The sequence below is a fragment of the Rhodococcus sp. YH1 genome, assembly GCF_009939605.1.
Classification (GTDB): domain Bacteria; phylum Actinomycetota; class Actinomycetes; order Mycobacteriales; family Mycobacteriaceae; genus Rhodococcus; species Rhodococcus aetherivorans.
On the sequence record NZ_WVTE01000290.1, the window covers coordinates 16,525 to 32,441 of the forward strand.

Here is a 15,917-nt window from a genome sequence, read left to right on the forward strand (position 1 = left end):
CGGGGGTCGGGGAGCAGATTCTCGAAATCCGGCGCTAAGGATTTACGGCAGATAGTAGCGTACTATCTGCCGTAACTCGTGAGTCGTCCTGCCGCGATGGTCGTTCCGGAGATGGGCGACTCCGGAAACTATCTGCCGTAGTGCTGAAGGGCGGTCGGGGTGGGATCGGTGAGCTCGCTACCGGCGCGGGCCGCCGGGATCCGGCTGGCGGACGCGACGCGGACCTTTCTGGGCACGATCGCGGCGGTGAACACCCGCCGCGCCTACGCCTCGGCGTTGGATCGGATGGTGCGCGACTTCGGCGCGGACGGCGATGTCGGGTTGTTGAACCCGGATCGGGTGTCGGGGTGGTTCGACTACGTGTGGGGCGACAAGGCCCCCAAGACCTACAACCTCCGGCTGACCGCGGTGTCGGCGGCGTGCGCCTACTGACGCGATCAACAGTGGCTGACCGGCGATCCGGTGTCGCGCCTGCGGGCGCGGCCGAGTGCGCCGGACAACAGCAAGGCGATGACCGCCGCCGAGGTTGCGGAGCTGCTGGGCATGGACGCGGCCCTGCGCGAGCGGGTGTTCTGGTCGATGCTGTATGAGTCCGCCGCGCGGGCGGAGGAGATCCTGAATCTCGACATCGAGGACCTGGACACCGTGAACCGATGCGCCACGGTCACCCGCAAGGGCGGCGCCCGCGAGGTGATCTATTGGCAGACCGGCACCGCACGGCCGCTGCCCCGGCTGATCGCCGGACGGAAGTCCGGGCCGCTGTTCCTGACCGACCGCAAAGCCAAGCCGTCGGTCGCCAAGACCGACACCGACAACTCGACCGGCCGCGCCCGACTTTCCTACCGCCGCGCCGCGACGCTCCTCGAGGAGCACACCGAAGGGATGCGACGCGGACCGTTCACGCTGCACCAGCTGCGGCACTCGCGACTGACCCACGCCGCAGAGAAGGGCGCTTCCACGCCGATGCTGATGGCGTTGAGCGGACACACCTCGGTGCGCAGCCTGGTCAAATACGCGAAGGTCTCCGCCGAGGCGCTGGGGCGCTGGCAGGCCGAGACCGATCCCGCTGCGCGGCGGCGCTCCCGCTGAATCTCTCAGTAGCTGACGGTGACGAGTTCCGGCGCGTGTCTGCGTATCTTGTTCAGCACCTTGACTGTTCGGCCCGAGCGCATCTGCTCGAGGGGGGCCGAAAGAGACCAATCAAGTGCGGCACCGTCGATGGGTGTGGTCTTCCGCGTCCGGGAACTCATAGCCGCTGCCGGGCGTGCGTGGTCGTGGTGTTTGTCGGATCCGGCGGGGGCACGGCCGAGAGTAGGGCCGTGAGGTCGCGCGAGACCTCGCCGGGGTTGGAACAGCCGTGGGAGATGAGCGCGCGGGAGCGCGGCTTCGGTCAGGCCGTATCGGATATGGACGGCGTCGTGGTTCCCGGGAACTCGAATGTGCCGGAGTCGTCCGTCGGTCTACGTGCGTTGCGCGGAGTCGTCCCGAATCTCACTGCGGAGAACGTGTTTGAGGATCTTGCCGGAAGGGTTGCGCGGGATGTCACGGACGATCAGATCGCGCGGCAGTTTGTAGTCCGCGACGTATTCGGCGGCGTACGTCCGCAGCTCCTCGAGGGTCACCTCGCGACCGGGAACCGGGGTCACGATCGCGACGATGGTCTCCCCGAATGTGGCGTGGTCCAGGCCGACGACGGCAACGTCCTGGACGTCGGGGTGCCCCGCGAGGGCGTTCTCGACCTCGATCGAGTAGACGTTGCGGCCGCCGGTGATGATCATGTCCTTGAGCCGGTCGACGATCGTGATGAAACCGTCGGCGTCGCGGACGGCGAGGTCCCCGGTGTGCAGCCACCCGTCTCGGATGGTCTCGGCGGTGGCCTCGGGCTTGTTCCAGTAGCCCTTCATGATGGTCTCGCCGCGCAGGATGATCTCGCCGGTCATCCCCGTCGGGACATCGTTGCCATCCGGATCGACCAGCCGGAACTCGGCATTCGTGATCGGCCAGCGTCCCGTCGCATCGGGACGGACGGCGACCTCGTCAGGCGTGGAGTAGATGCCGGTGGGGCCACCCTCGGTCGGCCCGCACAGCTGGAAGAAGCCGACGTCCGGGAAGGTCGTCACGAGTTTCGCGACCGCAGTCGGCGGCATCGGTGCCGCCCCGAAGAAGCCGAGCCGCCAGTGCGAGAGGTCGCGCCGCTCGAGGTCGGGGACCGTCAACATCATCTGATACATGGTGGGAACACCGAGGAAGACGGTGATCCGGTATCGCTCGAGGGCGTCGAGGACGGCGGCGGGCTCGAATGCCGGCAACACGACGTGGGTGGTGCCCATCGAGAAGCCGCTGAGCACGAACAGCACCAGTTCGGCGCAGTGGTACATCGGTGCCACGTGCAGGTTCCGGTCGAAGGAGTTGACGCCGAGCGAGGACACCGCGTGGCCGACCCACAGCAGCCGGTGGTGATCGAACAGCGCACCCTTCGGTTTCCCGGTGGTGCCGGAGGTGTAGATGATCATGCAGTCGTCGTCCTCGCGCACCTCGACCTGTGGGTCGCTGTCCGGCATGGAGGACGCCAGCTGGACGAAATCGTCGAAGCCGTCCGCGCCGTCCAGCGAAAGCGCCGGGGCAGCGGGCGCCTGCTCCAGCTTGGCCAGGTCCCGCACCGCCGCGACGGTGTCCCCACCGAACAGCAGCACCGACGCGCCGGAGTCCTCGAGCAGATACGCCAGCTCCCGGGCCGTGGACCGCGGGTTGAACGGGGAGACGATCGCGCCGACCTTGAACGCGCCGTACAGCGCGAGGAGGAAGCGGTCGGAGTTCGGCGACAGCACCGCCACGCGGTCGCCCTTCTGCACGCCGAGGGACAGCAGCGCGTTGGCGTACTGGTTGATTTCCCGGTCGAGCTGCCCGTAGCTGCGCTCGACGCCCTCGAAGATCAGCGCGGGCCGGTCCGGGTGGCGGCGTGCGTTCAATGTCAGTTGTCCACCAAGGGTTGCCATGATTCTCCTATGATCGGCGGGTGGTCTGCTAAGCAAATGTGGGGGGACGTTTGGTGAGGACGGCGTCGGCGCCCTCGGCGAAATCCGGTGTGCCGATGAGTTCGATCTGTCCGGCTCGTTCACGCTCGAGGGCGTGGTCGAGGTGGCCCAGGGTGGACGCGGCGAGCGCCCGTCTGGTCAGTTCGAGGGCGCGCCGCGGCCCGGCTCCCAGCGTGCCGGCGACGGCCTCGACATGGGCCGCGAGCTGGTCATCCGGCAGGATCCGGGCCACCAAGCCGGTCTGGGCGGCGTCGGTGGCGGAAAGCCGCTGCCCGAGCAGCGCTAATTCTGTAGCCCGCGCCCGGCCGATCGCCGCGGCGACGAGCGCGGTCGCGCCGCCGTCGGGCATCAGCCCGATGCTGGTGAACGACAACAGGAAATACGCGCTTTCGGCGGCGTAGGTGAGGTCTGCGGCGCAGGCGAGCGCCACTCCGTACCCGACCGCGGGGCCGTTGACGGCGGCGATGACGGGGACCGGCGCGGAGACGATGCCGCGGATCACCCGGTTCGCGGCGTCCATCACCACCTCGGGTTCCTCGCCCGTCACCGCGGTCAGATCCGCTCCCGTGCAGAAGGCTCTTCCCGCGCCGGTGAGCACGATCGCGCGGGCACCGGTCGCTTCCGCCCCGCTGATCGCGGTGTCGAGTGCGACCAGGTCGTCGACGCCGAGGGCGTTCATGCGGCCGGGCCGGTCGATCGTGATGTGAAGCAGGCGGCCGGTGCGGACGGTCCGGATAGCGGTCGGGGTCATCGGATCAGCCGAGCCGCTCGATGATGGTGACGTTGGCTTGTCCGCCGCCCTCGCACATGGTCTGCAACCCGTAGCGTCCGCCGGAGCGTTCGAGTTCGTGCAGCATGGTGGTCATCAGCCGGGTGCCGGTGGCGCCGATCGGGTGGCCGAGAGCGATGGCGCCGCCGTTGGGGTTCACCCGCTCCGGGTCGGCGCCGGTCTCCTGCAACCACGCCATCACGACCGGGGCGAACGCCTCGTTGACCTCGAACACGTCGAAGTCGTCGATGCGCATGCCGGTCCGCTCGAGTGCCCGTTCGGTGGCGGGGATCGGTGCGGCGAGCATCATGACCGGATCGGCGCCGAGCACGGTCAGGTGATGGATCCGGGCCCGCGGAGCCAGGTCGTGGCGGCGTACCGCCTCGGCGGAGGCGATGAGCATGCCCGAGGCGCCGTCGGAGATCTGGCTGGCGACCGCGGCGCTCAAGCGCCCCCCCGGCGTGAGGCTCGGCAGGGCGGCCATCTTCTCCGGTGTGGTGTCGGCGCGCGGTCCTTCGTCGGTCGTCATCTGCTGGTAGGGGAGGATCTCGGCGGCGAAGCGTCCGCCGGCGATCGCCTGCAGCGCCCGGCGGTGGCTTTCCAGGGCGTACTGCTCCATCGCCTCCCGGTCGATTCCCCACTTTTCGGCGATCATCTCGGCGCCGCGGAACTGCGAGATCGTCTCGTCCCCGTAGCGGGCCCGCCACCTCGTCGAGCCCGAGTAGGGGTCGCGCACGCCGAACGCCTCGCCCGCGGTGACCGACGACATCAGTGGGATCTGGCTCATGTTCTGCACCCCGCCCGCGACGATGAGGTCGGCGGTGCCGCTCATCACGGCCTGCGCGGCGAAATGTACAGCCTGTTGCGAGGATCCGCACTGGCGGTCGATGGTCACGCCGGGCACTGTCTCGGGCAGGCCCGCAGCGAGGGCCGCGGTGCGGGCGATATCGCCCGCCTGCGGACCGATGTTGTCCAGGCAGCCGAGGATCACGTCGTCGACCGACGCGGGGTCGACACCGTTGCGTTCGACGAGTGCGCCGATCACATGGGCCGCGAGGTCGACCGGGTGTGCGGCGGCCAGTGCGCCGCGGCGGCGGCCTACCGGGGTGCGTGCCGCGTCGATGATGTATGCCTCTGGCATTGATGTCTCCGAATCGTCGTCTCAGGTGGTCGATGGTTGACGTGTGCGCGAGTGCAGGTAGGCGTCGAGCAGGACGGTCAGCACGACGCGGCCTTCGCTGTCGACCACGGTGCTCTCGGTGGTGACGAGGGCGCGTGCCCGGTCGTCGAACTGGATGTCGTCGATGACGACGGTGCCGGTCAGCACGTCTCCTGGACGCACGGGACGGCGGAACCGCAGATCTCGGATGCCGCGCCCGGCAATGGCCGCCCAGCTGTGCCCCACTGCGTCGAATGTCAGCCGTTGCAGGATCGCCAACGTGTGGATTCCACTGGCGATCAGGCCACCGAACTGGCCGTCCTGCGCCGCCGCCCGGTCGATGTGAAACCACTGGGGATCCCAGTGGGTGGCGAAGTCGACGAGTTCGGCCTCGGTCACCGTGTGTGAGCCCAAGTCGAAACGCTGGCCGATGCCCAGGTCCTCGGCGTATACAAGGCGTGTGTGCTCATGGTGCGATCCCACCTGCACGCCGACGGGTTTCACCGCGGCGCCATGCGGATCGCGCCGTCGAGGCGGATGGTTTCGCCGTTGAGCATCGGGTTGGTCACGATCGCCTCGACCAGCTGCGCGTACTCGGCGGGGTCGCCGAGCCGGTTCGGGTGCGGCACCTGCTGTCCCAGCGAAATCTGAGCCGCCTCGGGCAGCGTGCCCAGCAGCGGGGTCTTGAACAGGCCGGGCGCGATGGTGTTCACCCGGATCAGCAGCGACGCCAGGTCGCGGGCGATCGGCAGGGTGGCGCCGACGATCCCGCCCTTCGATGCCGAGTACGCGGCCTGTCCGATCTGCCCGTCGAAGGCCGCGACCGAGGCGGTGTTGACGATCACGCCGCGCTCGCCGTCGACGGGCTCGTTCTGCGACATCGCGTGCGCGGCGAGGCGGATGACGTTGAAGGTTCCGGTCAGGTTGACCTTGACGATCTTCTCGAATTCGGCCAGCGGGAACGGTCCGTTCTTACCGACGGTCTTGACGGCGTTGCCGATGCCGGCGCAGTTCACGGTGATTCGCAGTGAGGACTCCGCGTTGGCGCGCTCGACCGCCTCGGTGACCGCGGCCTCGTCGGTGACATCCGCCGGAGCGAATTCCACGGTGTCGCCGAGAGCAGCCAGCGCATCCGTGTTCGCGGTGGGCAGGTCGACGGCGATTACCCGGGCGCCCGACTTGGCGAGGGCGGTGACGGTGGCCAGTCCGAGGCCCGAGGCTCCGCCGGTGACGAGTGCGTTGGTTCCGGTGATATGCATGAATACTCCTGACGAAATAGGTTGAGAACATCGGGTTTTTGACAAAGTGAGGTGTGACTGACGCAGTGGTGTCACTGCGCGAAGGTCAACCTCATAAGGCGCGGCCGATGAGTTCCTTCATGATCTCGTTGGTGCCGCCGTAGATCTTCTGCACGCGGGAAGCGGCGTACATCTGCGCGATCGGGTACTCCATCATGTAGCCGTAGCCACCGAAGACCTGCAGGCAGCGGTCGACGATCTCGCACTGCTTGTCGCTGCCCCACAGCTTGGCCATCGACGCGGTCGCCGCGTCGAGGGTGCCGTCGAGGTGACGCTGGATGCAGTGGTCCATCAGGGTCTTGCCGGCCAGCACGTCGGTCTTGCACTCGGCGAGTACGAACTTCGTGTTCTGGAAGTTCAGGATCGGCTTGCCGAAGGCGTGACGTTCCTTGGCGTACCTGATGCTCTCCGCCACCGCGGCCTCGGCCACCGCGACACCGCCGACACCGAGGATCAGCCGCTCACGCTGCAGCTGACCCATCAGCTGGTAGAAGCCCTGCCCCTCGACGCCGCCGAGCAGATTCGCTGCCGGCACCCGCATGTCGGTGAACGACAACTCGCGGGTGTCCTGGCCGTGCTGGCCGATCTTGTCCAGCACCCGCCCACGCTCGAACCCCGGAAGATTCTCCGTCTCCGCGACGAGCAGCGAGATACCCTTGGAACCTTGGCTCGGGTCCGTTTTGGCGACGATGACGAGCAGGTCGCAGTGCGACGCGTTCGAGATGAACGTCTTCGAGCCGTTGATCACGTAGTGGCCGCCGTCGCGAACCGCGGTGGTCCGTACGGCCTGCAGGTCCGAGCCGGTGCCGGGTTCGGTCATCGCAATGGCGAGGACGCTCTCACCGCTCGCACATTTCGATAGCCAGCGCTTCTTCTGGTCCTCGGTGGCATAGGCGGCGATGTAGTGCGCGACGATCGTCGAGTGCACGGCGAAGCCGAACGCGGTGTCGTGGGCGTAGGCGATCTCCTGCTGCACGATCGCCTCGTGGCCGAAGTTGCCGCCCCCGCCGCCGTATTCTTCGGCGATGTCGAGGCACAGCAGTCCCGCGGCGCCGGCCTTGGTCCAGAACTCGCGGTCGACCTGGTGCTGCGCGGCCCAACGGTCCTGGTTCGGGGTGGCTTCCTTGCGGAAGAACTCGGCGGCGTGCTTACGCAGCAGCGCCTGATCGTCGGTCTCCCACGGGGAGCGGTAATCGGGGAACAGCTCGCTCATGATCGGTCCTACTTTCCGGTGAATTCGGGGGCGCGCTTGGCGAGGAACGCGGCCTGGCCCTCGCGGCTGTCGGCGGAATGGATGGCAACGTGAAAGTTGCGCTTCTCGTGCTCGAGTCCTTGCGCCAGAGAGGTTTCCAGGGCCTGGAGGGCGGCATCCTTGGCCAGCGCCACCGCGAGCGGTGAGTTGGCGGCGATCCGCTGCGCCATGGCGACCGCCGCTTCGAGGGCGGTGCCGTCCGGGACGGTCTCGGCGACGATGCCGGCCGCGCACGCCCGCTGTGCGGACAGGAAGTCGCCGGTGAGCAGTAGGGCCATCGCCTTGGACTTGCCGACGGCCTGAATCAGGCGCTGGGTTCCGCCGCCGCCCGGGATCACGCCGAGCTTCACCTCCGGGACACCGAACTTGGCGGATTCGCCGGCGATGACGATGTCGCAGGCAAGCGCCAACTCGCAGCCGCCGCCGAGTGCGAGGCCCTCGACCGCAGCGAGGACCGGCTTCGGGAATCGGCCCAGGTCGGCCCAGATGGTGCCGCCCAGCGCGGCTCGATCGCCGAGCAGCGACTGGTCGCGAATGGCGTCGAAATTGGTGATGTCGGCTCCGGCGCAGAAGATCCCGCCGGCGCCGGTGAGCACGATGGCACGGATCTCGTCGTCGTGCCGAGCCGCGACGAGCTCGGTGTTCAAGGCGGTGAGCACCGCCTCGTTCAGACTGTTGCGAGCCTTGGGCCGGTTGATCTCCAGGATCAGGAGGTGGCTGTCGCGGGCCGTGCGTAGCGGGGCGTTGTCGGGGTTCATCGGACGTCCTCGTAGACGTTGGTGTGCGCGGCGCGCATGGCCTTCTTGTCGAGCTTGCCGACGCTGGTGCGGGGCAGCTGGTCCAGATACAGGACGGTCTCGGGCAATTGCCATTTGGCGAATGCATCGGCGAGCAATTCGTGGATCTCCGACAGTGGAAGTTCCTGCCCGTCGGTCGTCACGACGAGTGCTACTGGACGCTCCTGCCACTTCGGGTGCGGGACGCCGATGACGGCCGCCTCGGCGATCTTCGGATGGGCAACGAGTGCGTTCTCCATGTCGATGGAGGAAATCCATTCGCCACCCGACTTGACCACGTCCTTGATCCGGTCGGTGATCTTCAAGTAACCATTCGGGTCGATGGTCCCGACATCGCCGCTACGCCAATACCCGTCGAGGAACTTGTCGGCGTCGTCGTCGAGCTTGTGATAGCGCTCGATGATCCACGGTCCGCGCAGCAGCACTTCACCCTGACTCGTGCCGTCGTGCGGGAGATCGTTGCCTTCCGCGTCGACGATCCGGATGTCGATGCCGTTGACCGGCAAACCCTGCTTACGCTTGAGATCCCACTTCTCCTCGTCCGAGATCACACCGCGCAGCGAGGGCTTCAGTCCCCGGTTCACCGCGACCAGAGGGGTGGTCTCGGTGGCGCCGTAGGCGTGGATGACGTCGGCTCCAGTGATGTCGTGGAAGTCGCGCATCAGCGACAGCGGCGGCTCGGTGGCACCGGACAGCAGCCGCGCGCGGGAGAAGTCCGGTGCGACCGCAAGCGTCTTGATGTAGTTCATCATGGGCTGGAAGATCGCCGGCGCACCGTTTGCGACGGTGACTTGCTCCGCGATCATCGCGTCCACGAGGACGGATGTGTCCTCGGCGATGTAGCGACCGGGCAGCACGATTTTTGCGGCACTGTAGGCGGCCGCCTGGGGTAGGCCCCAGCCCTGGCCGTGGAACATCGGCGTGATGAGCATGACGGCATCGTCGCTGCTCATCCCGAGTCCGGCGACCTCGGCGAGGGTGTGCAGGTAGATGCCGCGATGCGAGTAGTAGATGCCCTTGGGCCTGCCGGTGGTGCCGGTGGTGTAACACGCGCTGTAGGAGGAGGTTTCGTCGATGACCGGCCAGTCGATCTCCGGGCCGGCGTCCGCGAGCAGGTCCTCCCAGTGCACCGCGTGCGGGAGCGTGGTGGTGATGTCGGCCAGCGGCTTATCGGTCATCACCACCCACGTCTTCACGTTCGGCGTATGCGGTGCCAGCGCCTCGGCAACCGGAAGCAGCGACTCGTCGATGAGGACCACCGATGCATCACTGTGTCCGGTGACGTAAGCGAGATCCTCTGGCGCCAAACGCAGGTTCATCTGCAACATCACGGCAGCGAGGCCGGGAATCGCCCAGTACAGCTCGTAGTGCCGCTTGCTGTTCCAGTCGAGGATCCCGACCACATCGCCCGGCCCGACGCCGATCGAGCGAAGTGCATTGGCACTTCGTTGGATTCGCGCGTAGGCATCGGCGTAGGTGTACCGGTCCCAGCCGCCGTCCGCGGTGCGGTACACGATCTCCTGCTCGGGATAGGTGCGCGCGGCGTGCCGGATGATGGTGGTGGTGTTGAGTTGATAGTGGTCGCCGTGGGTGGAGGGCAGGCCCCTCACGATCTCGTGGCTCATGACGTCCTCAGATGCGTTCGATGATGGTGGCGTTCGCGGTGCCGGTGGCCTCGCAGACGGTCTGCAAGCCGAACCTCTTGCCGGAGCGTTCGAGTTCGCAGAGCAGGTCGGTGAGCATCCGGGCTCCGGTCGAGCCCAGCGGGTGGCCGAGGGCGACGGAGCCGCCGTTGACGTTCAGCTTGTCGTCCGGGACGCCGAATTCCCGTTGGAAGATCAGCGGCACACCGGCGAAGGCCTCGTTGACCTCGAACAGGTCGATCTCCTCGACGGCCAACCCGCTTCGGCCGAGCGCCTTGTGGGCGGCGTCGAGGATCGCGGTGAACTGGATGATCGGGTCGGCGGCGGCGACCGACAGCGCGCGGAACCGGGCGCGTGGGATGAGGCCGTTGCGCTCGGCGTACTCGCGGTCGGCGATCAGCAGCGCGGCCGCGCCGTCGCTGATCTGCGAGGAGTTGGCCGCCGTGGTCCGCCCGTCGGCGCCGAACACGGCTTTCAGGCTCGCCATCTTGGCGGGGTCGATGTGCTCGCGGATGCCCTCGTCCGAGTCGATGACCGGACCGGTCGGGTCGTCGGGGTCGGCGGTGATCGGCACCATCTGGTCGCGGAACTTCCCGGCCCGCGTCGCGGCGTGCGCCCGCTCGTGGCTGCGAGCGCTGAACGCGTCCAACGCCGCTCGGCTCAGGTCGAACCTCTCGTTCATCAGCTCCGACGACGGGCCCTGCGCCATCAGCCCACCGTCGTAGCGGTCGAGTTCGCGCGGGCTGTACTGCGGGCCGAGCGGCGCGCCGGGCAGGAACGCCGGAGGCATCGGCACCCGTGACATCGACTCGACGCCGCAGGCGATCACCAGGTCGTGGGAACCCGCCATCACCGCCTGGGCGGCGAAGCTGACCGCCTGCTGCCCTGAACCGCACTGGCGGTCGATCGTCACCGCGGGGACCGACTCGGGCAGCCCGGCGGCGAGCACCGCGTGGCGGCCGAGATTGCCCGACTGGACATCGTGCTGGATGACGCAGCCGGTGATGACGTCCTCGATCGCGGCGGGGTCGACGCCGGCGCGGGCCACAAGCTCCCGCAGCGTCTGCCCGAGCAGGTCCACCGGATGCCATGCGCTGAGGATCCCTCCGCGACGGCCGACCGGGGTCCGGACCGCGCCGACGATAACGGCCTCGCGAACACTCATGACAAAGCTCCTTGTGCTGAATTACGGGGTGCCGAATCGCGGATTCCGATCAGGGGAATGTCGAGGCGCTTCGCGACCTCCTCCCATTCGCGCGTCGGCTTGGAAAGAAACGTCTGCTCGAGCTCCTCCTGGGTGCCCTCGACACCGAGACCGGCGCGGGCGCGCTCCCAGAAGTGCGGCTCGAGCGCGGCCAGCGCGACGTGGCCGTCGGAGCTGGAGTAGATCCGGTAACCGGGATGCGCCCCGCCGAGCGGCGCGCCCGCTCCCATCAGACCGTGCCGAACTGCGGCGCCGGCGTCGGCGGCCGCCTGTTCGAGGACGACCCGCTCGCGGTGTCCCACGCCGGACTCCGCGGCCACGCGCAGGGCGAGCAGGGCCGCGGACACGGCGCGCTCGGCGCCGAGCAGGTCGGCCACCGGGACGGTCGGCATCGTCGGCGGCTGGAGAGTGCCGTGCAGGGCCTGGTACGTCAGGTCATGGCCGGGCTGCTCCGCCGCGATCCCGTCGTGCCCGACGATCTCGATATGCGACAGGTGCGGATTCGCCGCGGTCAACTCGTCCAGGCCGAGCTTGACCAGCGCCGAGGGGCGCATGGCGGTGAGCATCAGGTCGGCACGCGACAGCTCGCGCGCCGCCACCGCCCGATCAGCGGGGTCCTTGAGGTCGAGGGTCACGACCCGCTGGCCCACAGTGAGCTCGTCGTACCACGTCGGCGCCACGGCCCGCAGCGGGTCGCCGGCCGGCGGTTCGATCTTGGTGACGGTGGCGCCCAGCGCCCGTAGCCGCGCGGCGGCGAGCGGGCCCGGCAGATTGATCGCGAGCGACACCACCTGCACGCCCTGCAGCGAACTCGACTGCGACATCATCAACCCCTTTTTGACTATACTGATGTATAGCCATTAATGCGCATGTACTGTCTAATGTCAAGGGTGTATGCTTTTTTCTCTGATAGGAGGCAATTTCTGTGACCGACCCCCGCGCCAGTGACGAGGACCTCACCGCGAAGGCCCGCATTCGCAACGCCGCGCTCGACCTCTACGCCGAGCGCGGCGAGGATCGCGTCTCGATGCGCGCCGTCGCCGCCGCCGCCGGGGTCGCCGTGGGATTGGTGCAGCACCACTTCAAGACCAAGGACGGGCTACGCGTCGCCGTCGAGCAACTGGTCGTCGACTATTACGCTCTGGCGATCGCCTCTGTGCCGGACGAGGGCGCCCCAGCGCAGGTCGCCGCCGCTCGAGACGAGGCGGTGCGGCACATGCTCGCGACGCATCCGACGGTGGTGAACTACATCCGGCGCGCTGTGCTCGATCCGCAGGGAAAGAGCGAGTTACTCGAGCGGCTGACCGACCTGAGTCGCAGAGAGATCTCCAAACTCCGCTATTCGGGCAAGACCTCGACACGGCGATCCGAGTCCTCACAGGTCATCGGGCTGATGGTTCGTCAGCTGGGGCAGCTGCTCATGCAGCCGATGATCGATGACATGTGTGACTTCCTCGACCGGACGGGCGTGCCGCACAGCGACAAACTGACGCTCTCCGTGACCGTAATCTAGCGGTAGTTTGTTGGGTCAGGTCGGAGGTAGAGGTGCAGGCCGTGGCCTGTTTCGCGGCTCAGGAGAGACTTCCGCCGACATGCGTCGTCAGGTCCTGAGCGGTCATCCGCCACCCTTCGACTCGCGCTACTCGTCGTCGTCGGCGTCCGGGTCGCGCAGCGGTCGGTGAACTCCGCTGGGGTCGGGCAGGTGGAAGCTGTAGTGCCCGTCGATGCCGATGTGGGCGCGCACGAACGCCGACAATCGCTCGACATCGGTGTCGAGCACCGGGTATCCGCCGGCTCGCAGCGCGGCGAGGGCGCGGTTCTCGTAGACGGTGTTCCACACGACGACGCAATTGAGCACCAATCCCAGCGCCGAGAGCTGGTCTTCCATGCCCTCGTAGTAGGCGCGGGTCATCTCGCCCTTGCGGCCGTGATAGATCGTGCGCGCCAGGTCGTGACGACCCTCGACGAGATTGGACTGGGCCTTGCCCTCGCGCCGGTAAGGTTCGTCGTCGGCCAGGCGCAGGATGTGCAGGGTCTTGAAGATCCGCCCGAAATGGGCGATGGCCTGGCCCAACGCGGTCGGCTGCCCGTCGCGGGAGATCATCCTGGTGACCTCGTGCGCCGACACCTCACCGGAGTGGATCGACACCGCGATCCGGCACATGTCCTCCCAGTGCGCGGCGATCTTGGCGGTGTCGATCACCCCGCGCGCCGCCTTGTCCAGCGGCCCGTAGTCGGCTCGGGCGTCGATGCGCCACAACCGCTGATCGGGCAGGTTCGCCAGCTGCGGCCGGTACTGGCGGCCGATCAGATGCAGCAGTCCGAACACGATGTCGGAATACGACCCGGTGTCGGTGATGATGACCTCCGGAATCCGCCCGCCGTGCTGGGACACGATCACGTCGATGGTGTGCAGCGAATCGCGAGGTGTTCCGCGCAGCACCTTGCCTGCCAGCCCGGCGGACTGGTCGTTGAGCATGTTCAACCAGGTGATGCCCAGTTTCCGGCCGAAGTACTTCGGGTTCGGGCGGGCGTTATGGGTGCGCACGGGCACCACGAACCGCATCCCGTCCACCGAGGCGACCAGCCCGCCGCCCCACGCTTGGGCCAGGGGGATGTCGGCCTGGGCGTCGACCAGCACGGCGTTGGCCGCCTCGATGGTCTCGGCCCGCACGTAGCACTGGTCGACGTGCAGCAGCCGATCCCTGGTCAGGGCGTCGACACCAGGCGTTGTCACCGGTTTGAACCCGACGTTCATCGCATAGGAACAGAGCACGGCCGCCACCGACAAGCCGAGGTCGGCGACGCGGGCCTCGTTGCCCGAGGTGTGGGTGAACGCCTCGGTGAAACCGGGATGCCAGCTCATCACCTCCGTGACCAGTTCCGGCAGGTCCACACGCGGGATCATCGCCTCCACCCGGCGGCGCAGGTCGACCAGCGACGCGGGCTCGGCCTTGGCGTCCAGCGCGGCGACGTGCAGTTTGCCGTCGGCGTCGATGCTGGCTGGGGTGTCCTCGCCCAGCCGTGCGGCCAACTCCCGATAAGCGGTCTCCAACGCCGTCGCGCGATCGGTCAGCAGCTGCGTCGGCGCGGCGGGCAGGCCCAGCGCGTTCATGCCGGCGTCACGCGCAGCCTCCCAGGCTTCGCCTGCCAGCAGGTGCGCCCGCGGGTCGCGCCACCGCGACGAACGCACCGCGAAGATGCTGCGGTGCTTGAGGTGTCGGTGGAACTGTTCCAACACGCAGATCGTGTAGGAGTTCCGGTCGACGGTGCCCTCCGGTCGGCCCGGCGTGTAGATCAAGCGCTTCCACGCGCCGACGATCAAGTCGTGGTCGACCTTGCGGGCGTCCAGCAGGTTTGCCGGGATCTTGCCCGACGACCTGGATGTCAGCAGCTCGGCGAGGGTCTTCATTGCCGCCAGGACGGCGGCGCCGTCACTGGTCGCGCCGAACTCGATCGTGTCCATCAGCATCGACAGGAACGGGCGGACCGTGGCGAACTTGCCGGCCAACTCGATCAACCGCTGCCCATCCAGCTCCGCGTCGTCGGCGGGCACCAGCTCGTCGACCGCCTGGACCGCGTGCCGCAACTCGGCCCGGGTGACGGTCTTCTCGATCATGTCCAACACCACGCCCAGCCCGACGTCCTGGTTGACCTCGACCATCTCCAGCAGCACCTTCACCGCTGCCGCGAGCTTGCCTGCGTTGCGTGACACCCTCGGATAGCGACGCAGCTTCTCCTCGCGAGACTCCCGCTCGGCCTTGGACAGAAGCTTCGTCGTCATCAACATGTCGAAGGTCTCCAACACGTCGTCGACCGCCCGCGCGCTCAACACAACGACCGTCGCGGCCAGCACCGCCAAGCGCTGCTCACGCGTGGGCAGCCGCCGCAGCGCGGCGGCCTTGCTCGCCAACCCGTAGGTCGCCAACCCCGTCAACCGACGCGGCGGGATCGCCCTCACGTCGATGCTGTCCACCCCGACCGCTTGCAGGTCGACAACCCTGCGCAGCGCCGCGAGCATCCCCTTCGACGACGCCTTGAACACGCCCTTGCGCAGCCGCTCCAGCTCGCTGACCTTCTGCCCGCCCTCCGCAGGAACCTCCAGCAGCCGCAACAAGGCAGACGCGGACTCCGAGGTCAGCTGCTCGCCGAGCTGGCGCCACAACCGGGCGTCCGCCGCGTTGCGGCCGTCGCCGATCAGCCGCTCCAACGTGGTGATCCCCGGCAGCAGCGCCTGACGCTTCCGCAGCCATGTCACTGCGTCGCCGAAGATCGCCTTCGGTCCGTCGCCGGTCATCCACGCCTGGTCGACGATCCACGACGTGAGCTCCGACTCCATCTCGCCGAACGGCTTGAGTCCGTACACCTGCTGGATTTCCCAGGCGTGTTCGAGCTTGGTCTTCTCCCGATCGGTGTACCGCTTCACCATCGACGGATCGGAGATCTCCAACTGCTCGGCCAGATACTCGATCAACGCGGGCGGGACATCCAGCGGATCAGCCAGGAACATTCCCAGGTGACGCACCGTCACCACCTGCACCGCGAACCCCAGACGGTTGTAGTCGCGCCGCCGCGCAGCGATCAGCCGCCGGTCCTCGTCATCCAAGTAGCAGTAACGCTCCAGCTCCTGCCGAGACAACGCACCGAACCGGCCATAGCCGCCCTCATCAGTCACGACGACATGAAATCACCTACAGCGCAAGGTCGCTCGGCGATTGCCCCTTAGCGCCGGATTTCGTCAATCTGCTCCCCGACCCCCA

General features: G+C 67.7%; 14 protein-coding genes. 3 read left to right on the top strand and 11 right to left on the bottom strand.

Annotated features, from left to right (window positions below; translation table 11 throughout):
* Positions 1–168: 168 nt before the first annotated feature.
* Together AIIKEEIJ_RS30680 and AIIKEEIJ_RS30685 are read left to right on the top strand one after the other, a co-directional pair.
* The gene (locus tag AIIKEEIJ_RS30680; RefSeq protein ID WP_225330463.1) at positions 169–432 is read left to right on the top strand and encodes a hypothetical protein; all 264 of its coding nucleotides are present in this window, start codon (positions 169–171) and stop codon (positions 430–432) included.
* Positions 433–510: 78 nt separating this feature from the next.
* Positions 511–1,089, top strand: a complete 579-nt coding sequence (locus AIIKEEIJ_RS30685; RefSeq protein WP_202916944.1) for a tyrosine-type recombinase/integrase — start codon at positions 511–513, stop codon at positions 1,087–1,089.
* Between the two features lie 371 nt (positions 1,090–1,460).
* Here the strand turns inward: AIIKEEIJ_RS30685 and AIIKEEIJ_RS30690 are convergent, their stop codons facing one another.
* The 10 genes from AIIKEEIJ_RS30690 to AIIKEEIJ_RS30735 form a co-directional block, all read right to left on the bottom strand.
* Positions 1,461–2,996, bottom strand: a complete 1,536-nt coding sequence (locus AIIKEEIJ_RS30690; protein ID WP_011331209.1) for a class I adenylate-forming enzyme family protein — start codon at positions 2,994–2,996, stop codon at positions 1,461–1,463.
* A gap of 28 nt (positions 2,997–3,024) precedes the next feature.
* The gene (locus AIIKEEIJ_RS30695) at positions 3,025–3,786 is read right to left on the bottom strand and encodes an enoyl-CoA hydratase (protein WP_011331210.1); all 762 of its coding nucleotides are present in this window, start codon (positions 3,784–3,786) and stop codon (positions 3,025–3,027) included.
* A 4-nt stretch (positions 3,787–3,790) separates the two neighbouring features.
* Positions 3,791–4,945, bottom strand: a complete 1,155-nt coding sequence (locus tag AIIKEEIJ_RS30700) for an acetyl-CoA C-acetyltransferase (RefSeq protein WP_011331211.1) — start codon at positions 4,943–4,945, stop codon at positions 3,791–3,793.
* Positions 4,946–4,966: 21 nt separating this feature from the next.
* Positions 4,967–5,467, bottom strand: coding sequence for a MaoC family dehydratase (locus AIIKEEIJ_RS30705; protein ID WP_011331212.1), 501 nt, complete (start codon positions 5,465–5,467; stop codon positions 4,967–4,969).
* The gene (locus AIIKEEIJ_RS30710) at positions 5,464–6,222 is read right to left on the bottom strand and encodes a 3-hydroxyacyl-CoA dehydrogenase (RefSeq protein WP_011331213.1); all 759 of its coding nucleotides are present in this window, start codon (positions 6,220–6,222) and stop codon (positions 5,464–5,466) included. Before AIIKEEIJ_RS30710 ends, AIIKEEIJ_RS30705 begins: the two co-directional genes overlap by 4 nt.
* A 91-nt stretch (positions 6,223–6,313) precedes the next feature.
* On the bottom strand, positions 6,314–7,474 hold the full coding sequence (locus AIIKEEIJ_RS30715; protein ID WP_011331214.1) for an acyl-CoA dehydrogenase family protein: 1,161 nt from the start codon (positions 7,472–7,474) through the stop codon (positions 6,314–6,316).
* Between the two features lie 8 nt (positions 7,475–7,482).
* Positions 7,483–8,271 (bottom strand): enoyl-CoA hydratase/isomerase family protein, encoded by a 789-nt coding sequence (locus AIIKEEIJ_RS30720; protein ID WP_011331215.1) that lies wholly within the window; start codon positions 8,269–8,271, stop codon positions 7,483–7,485.
* Positions 8,268–9,935 carry a long-chain-fatty-acid--CoA ligase gene (locus AIIKEEIJ_RS30725; RefSeq protein ID WP_011331216.1) on the bottom strand — a complete coding sequence of 556 codons (1,668 nt, stop codon included), beginning with the start codon at positions 9,933–9,935 and terminating at the stop codon, positions 8,268–8,270. The genes AIIKEEIJ_RS30720 and AIIKEEIJ_RS30725 overlap by 4 nt, the downstream gene beginning before the upstream one ends.
* Positions 9,936–9,942: 7 nt before the next feature.
* Positions 9,943–11,118: a thiolase family protein gene (locus AIIKEEIJ_RS30730; RefSeq protein ID WP_011331217.1), complete on the bottom strand. Its 1,176-nt coding sequence runs from the start codon at positions 11,116–11,118 to the stop codon at positions 9,943–9,945.
* The gene (locus AIIKEEIJ_RS30735) at positions 11,115–11,981 is read right to left on the bottom strand and encodes a CoA transferase (protein ID WP_011331218.1); all 867 of its coding nucleotides are present in this window, start codon (positions 11,979–11,981) and stop codon (positions 11,115–11,117) included. Before AIIKEEIJ_RS30735 ends, AIIKEEIJ_RS30730 begins: the two co-directional genes overlap by 4 nt.
* Positions 11,982–12,082: 101 nt before the next feature.
* On the opposite strand from AIIKEEIJ_RS30735, the gene AIIKEEIJ_RS30740 reads away from it, so the two are divergent.
* Positions 12,083–12,670: a TetR/AcrR family transcriptional regulator gene (locus AIIKEEIJ_RS30740; RefSeq protein WP_011331219.1), complete on the top strand. Its 588-nt coding sequence runs from the start codon at positions 12,083–12,085 to the stop codon at positions 12,668–12,670.
* A gap of 126 nt (positions 12,671–12,796) precedes the next feature.
* On the opposite strand, the gene AIIKEEIJ_RS30745 is transcribed toward AIIKEEIJ_RS30740, so the two are convergent.
* The gene (locus tag AIIKEEIJ_RS30745; protein ID WP_161997248.1) at positions 12,797–15,832 is read right to left on the bottom strand and encodes a Tn3 family transposase; all 3,036 of its coding nucleotides are present in this window, start codon (positions 15,830–15,832) and stop codon (positions 12,797–12,799) included.
* Positions 15,833–15,917: the final 85 nt, after the last annotated feature.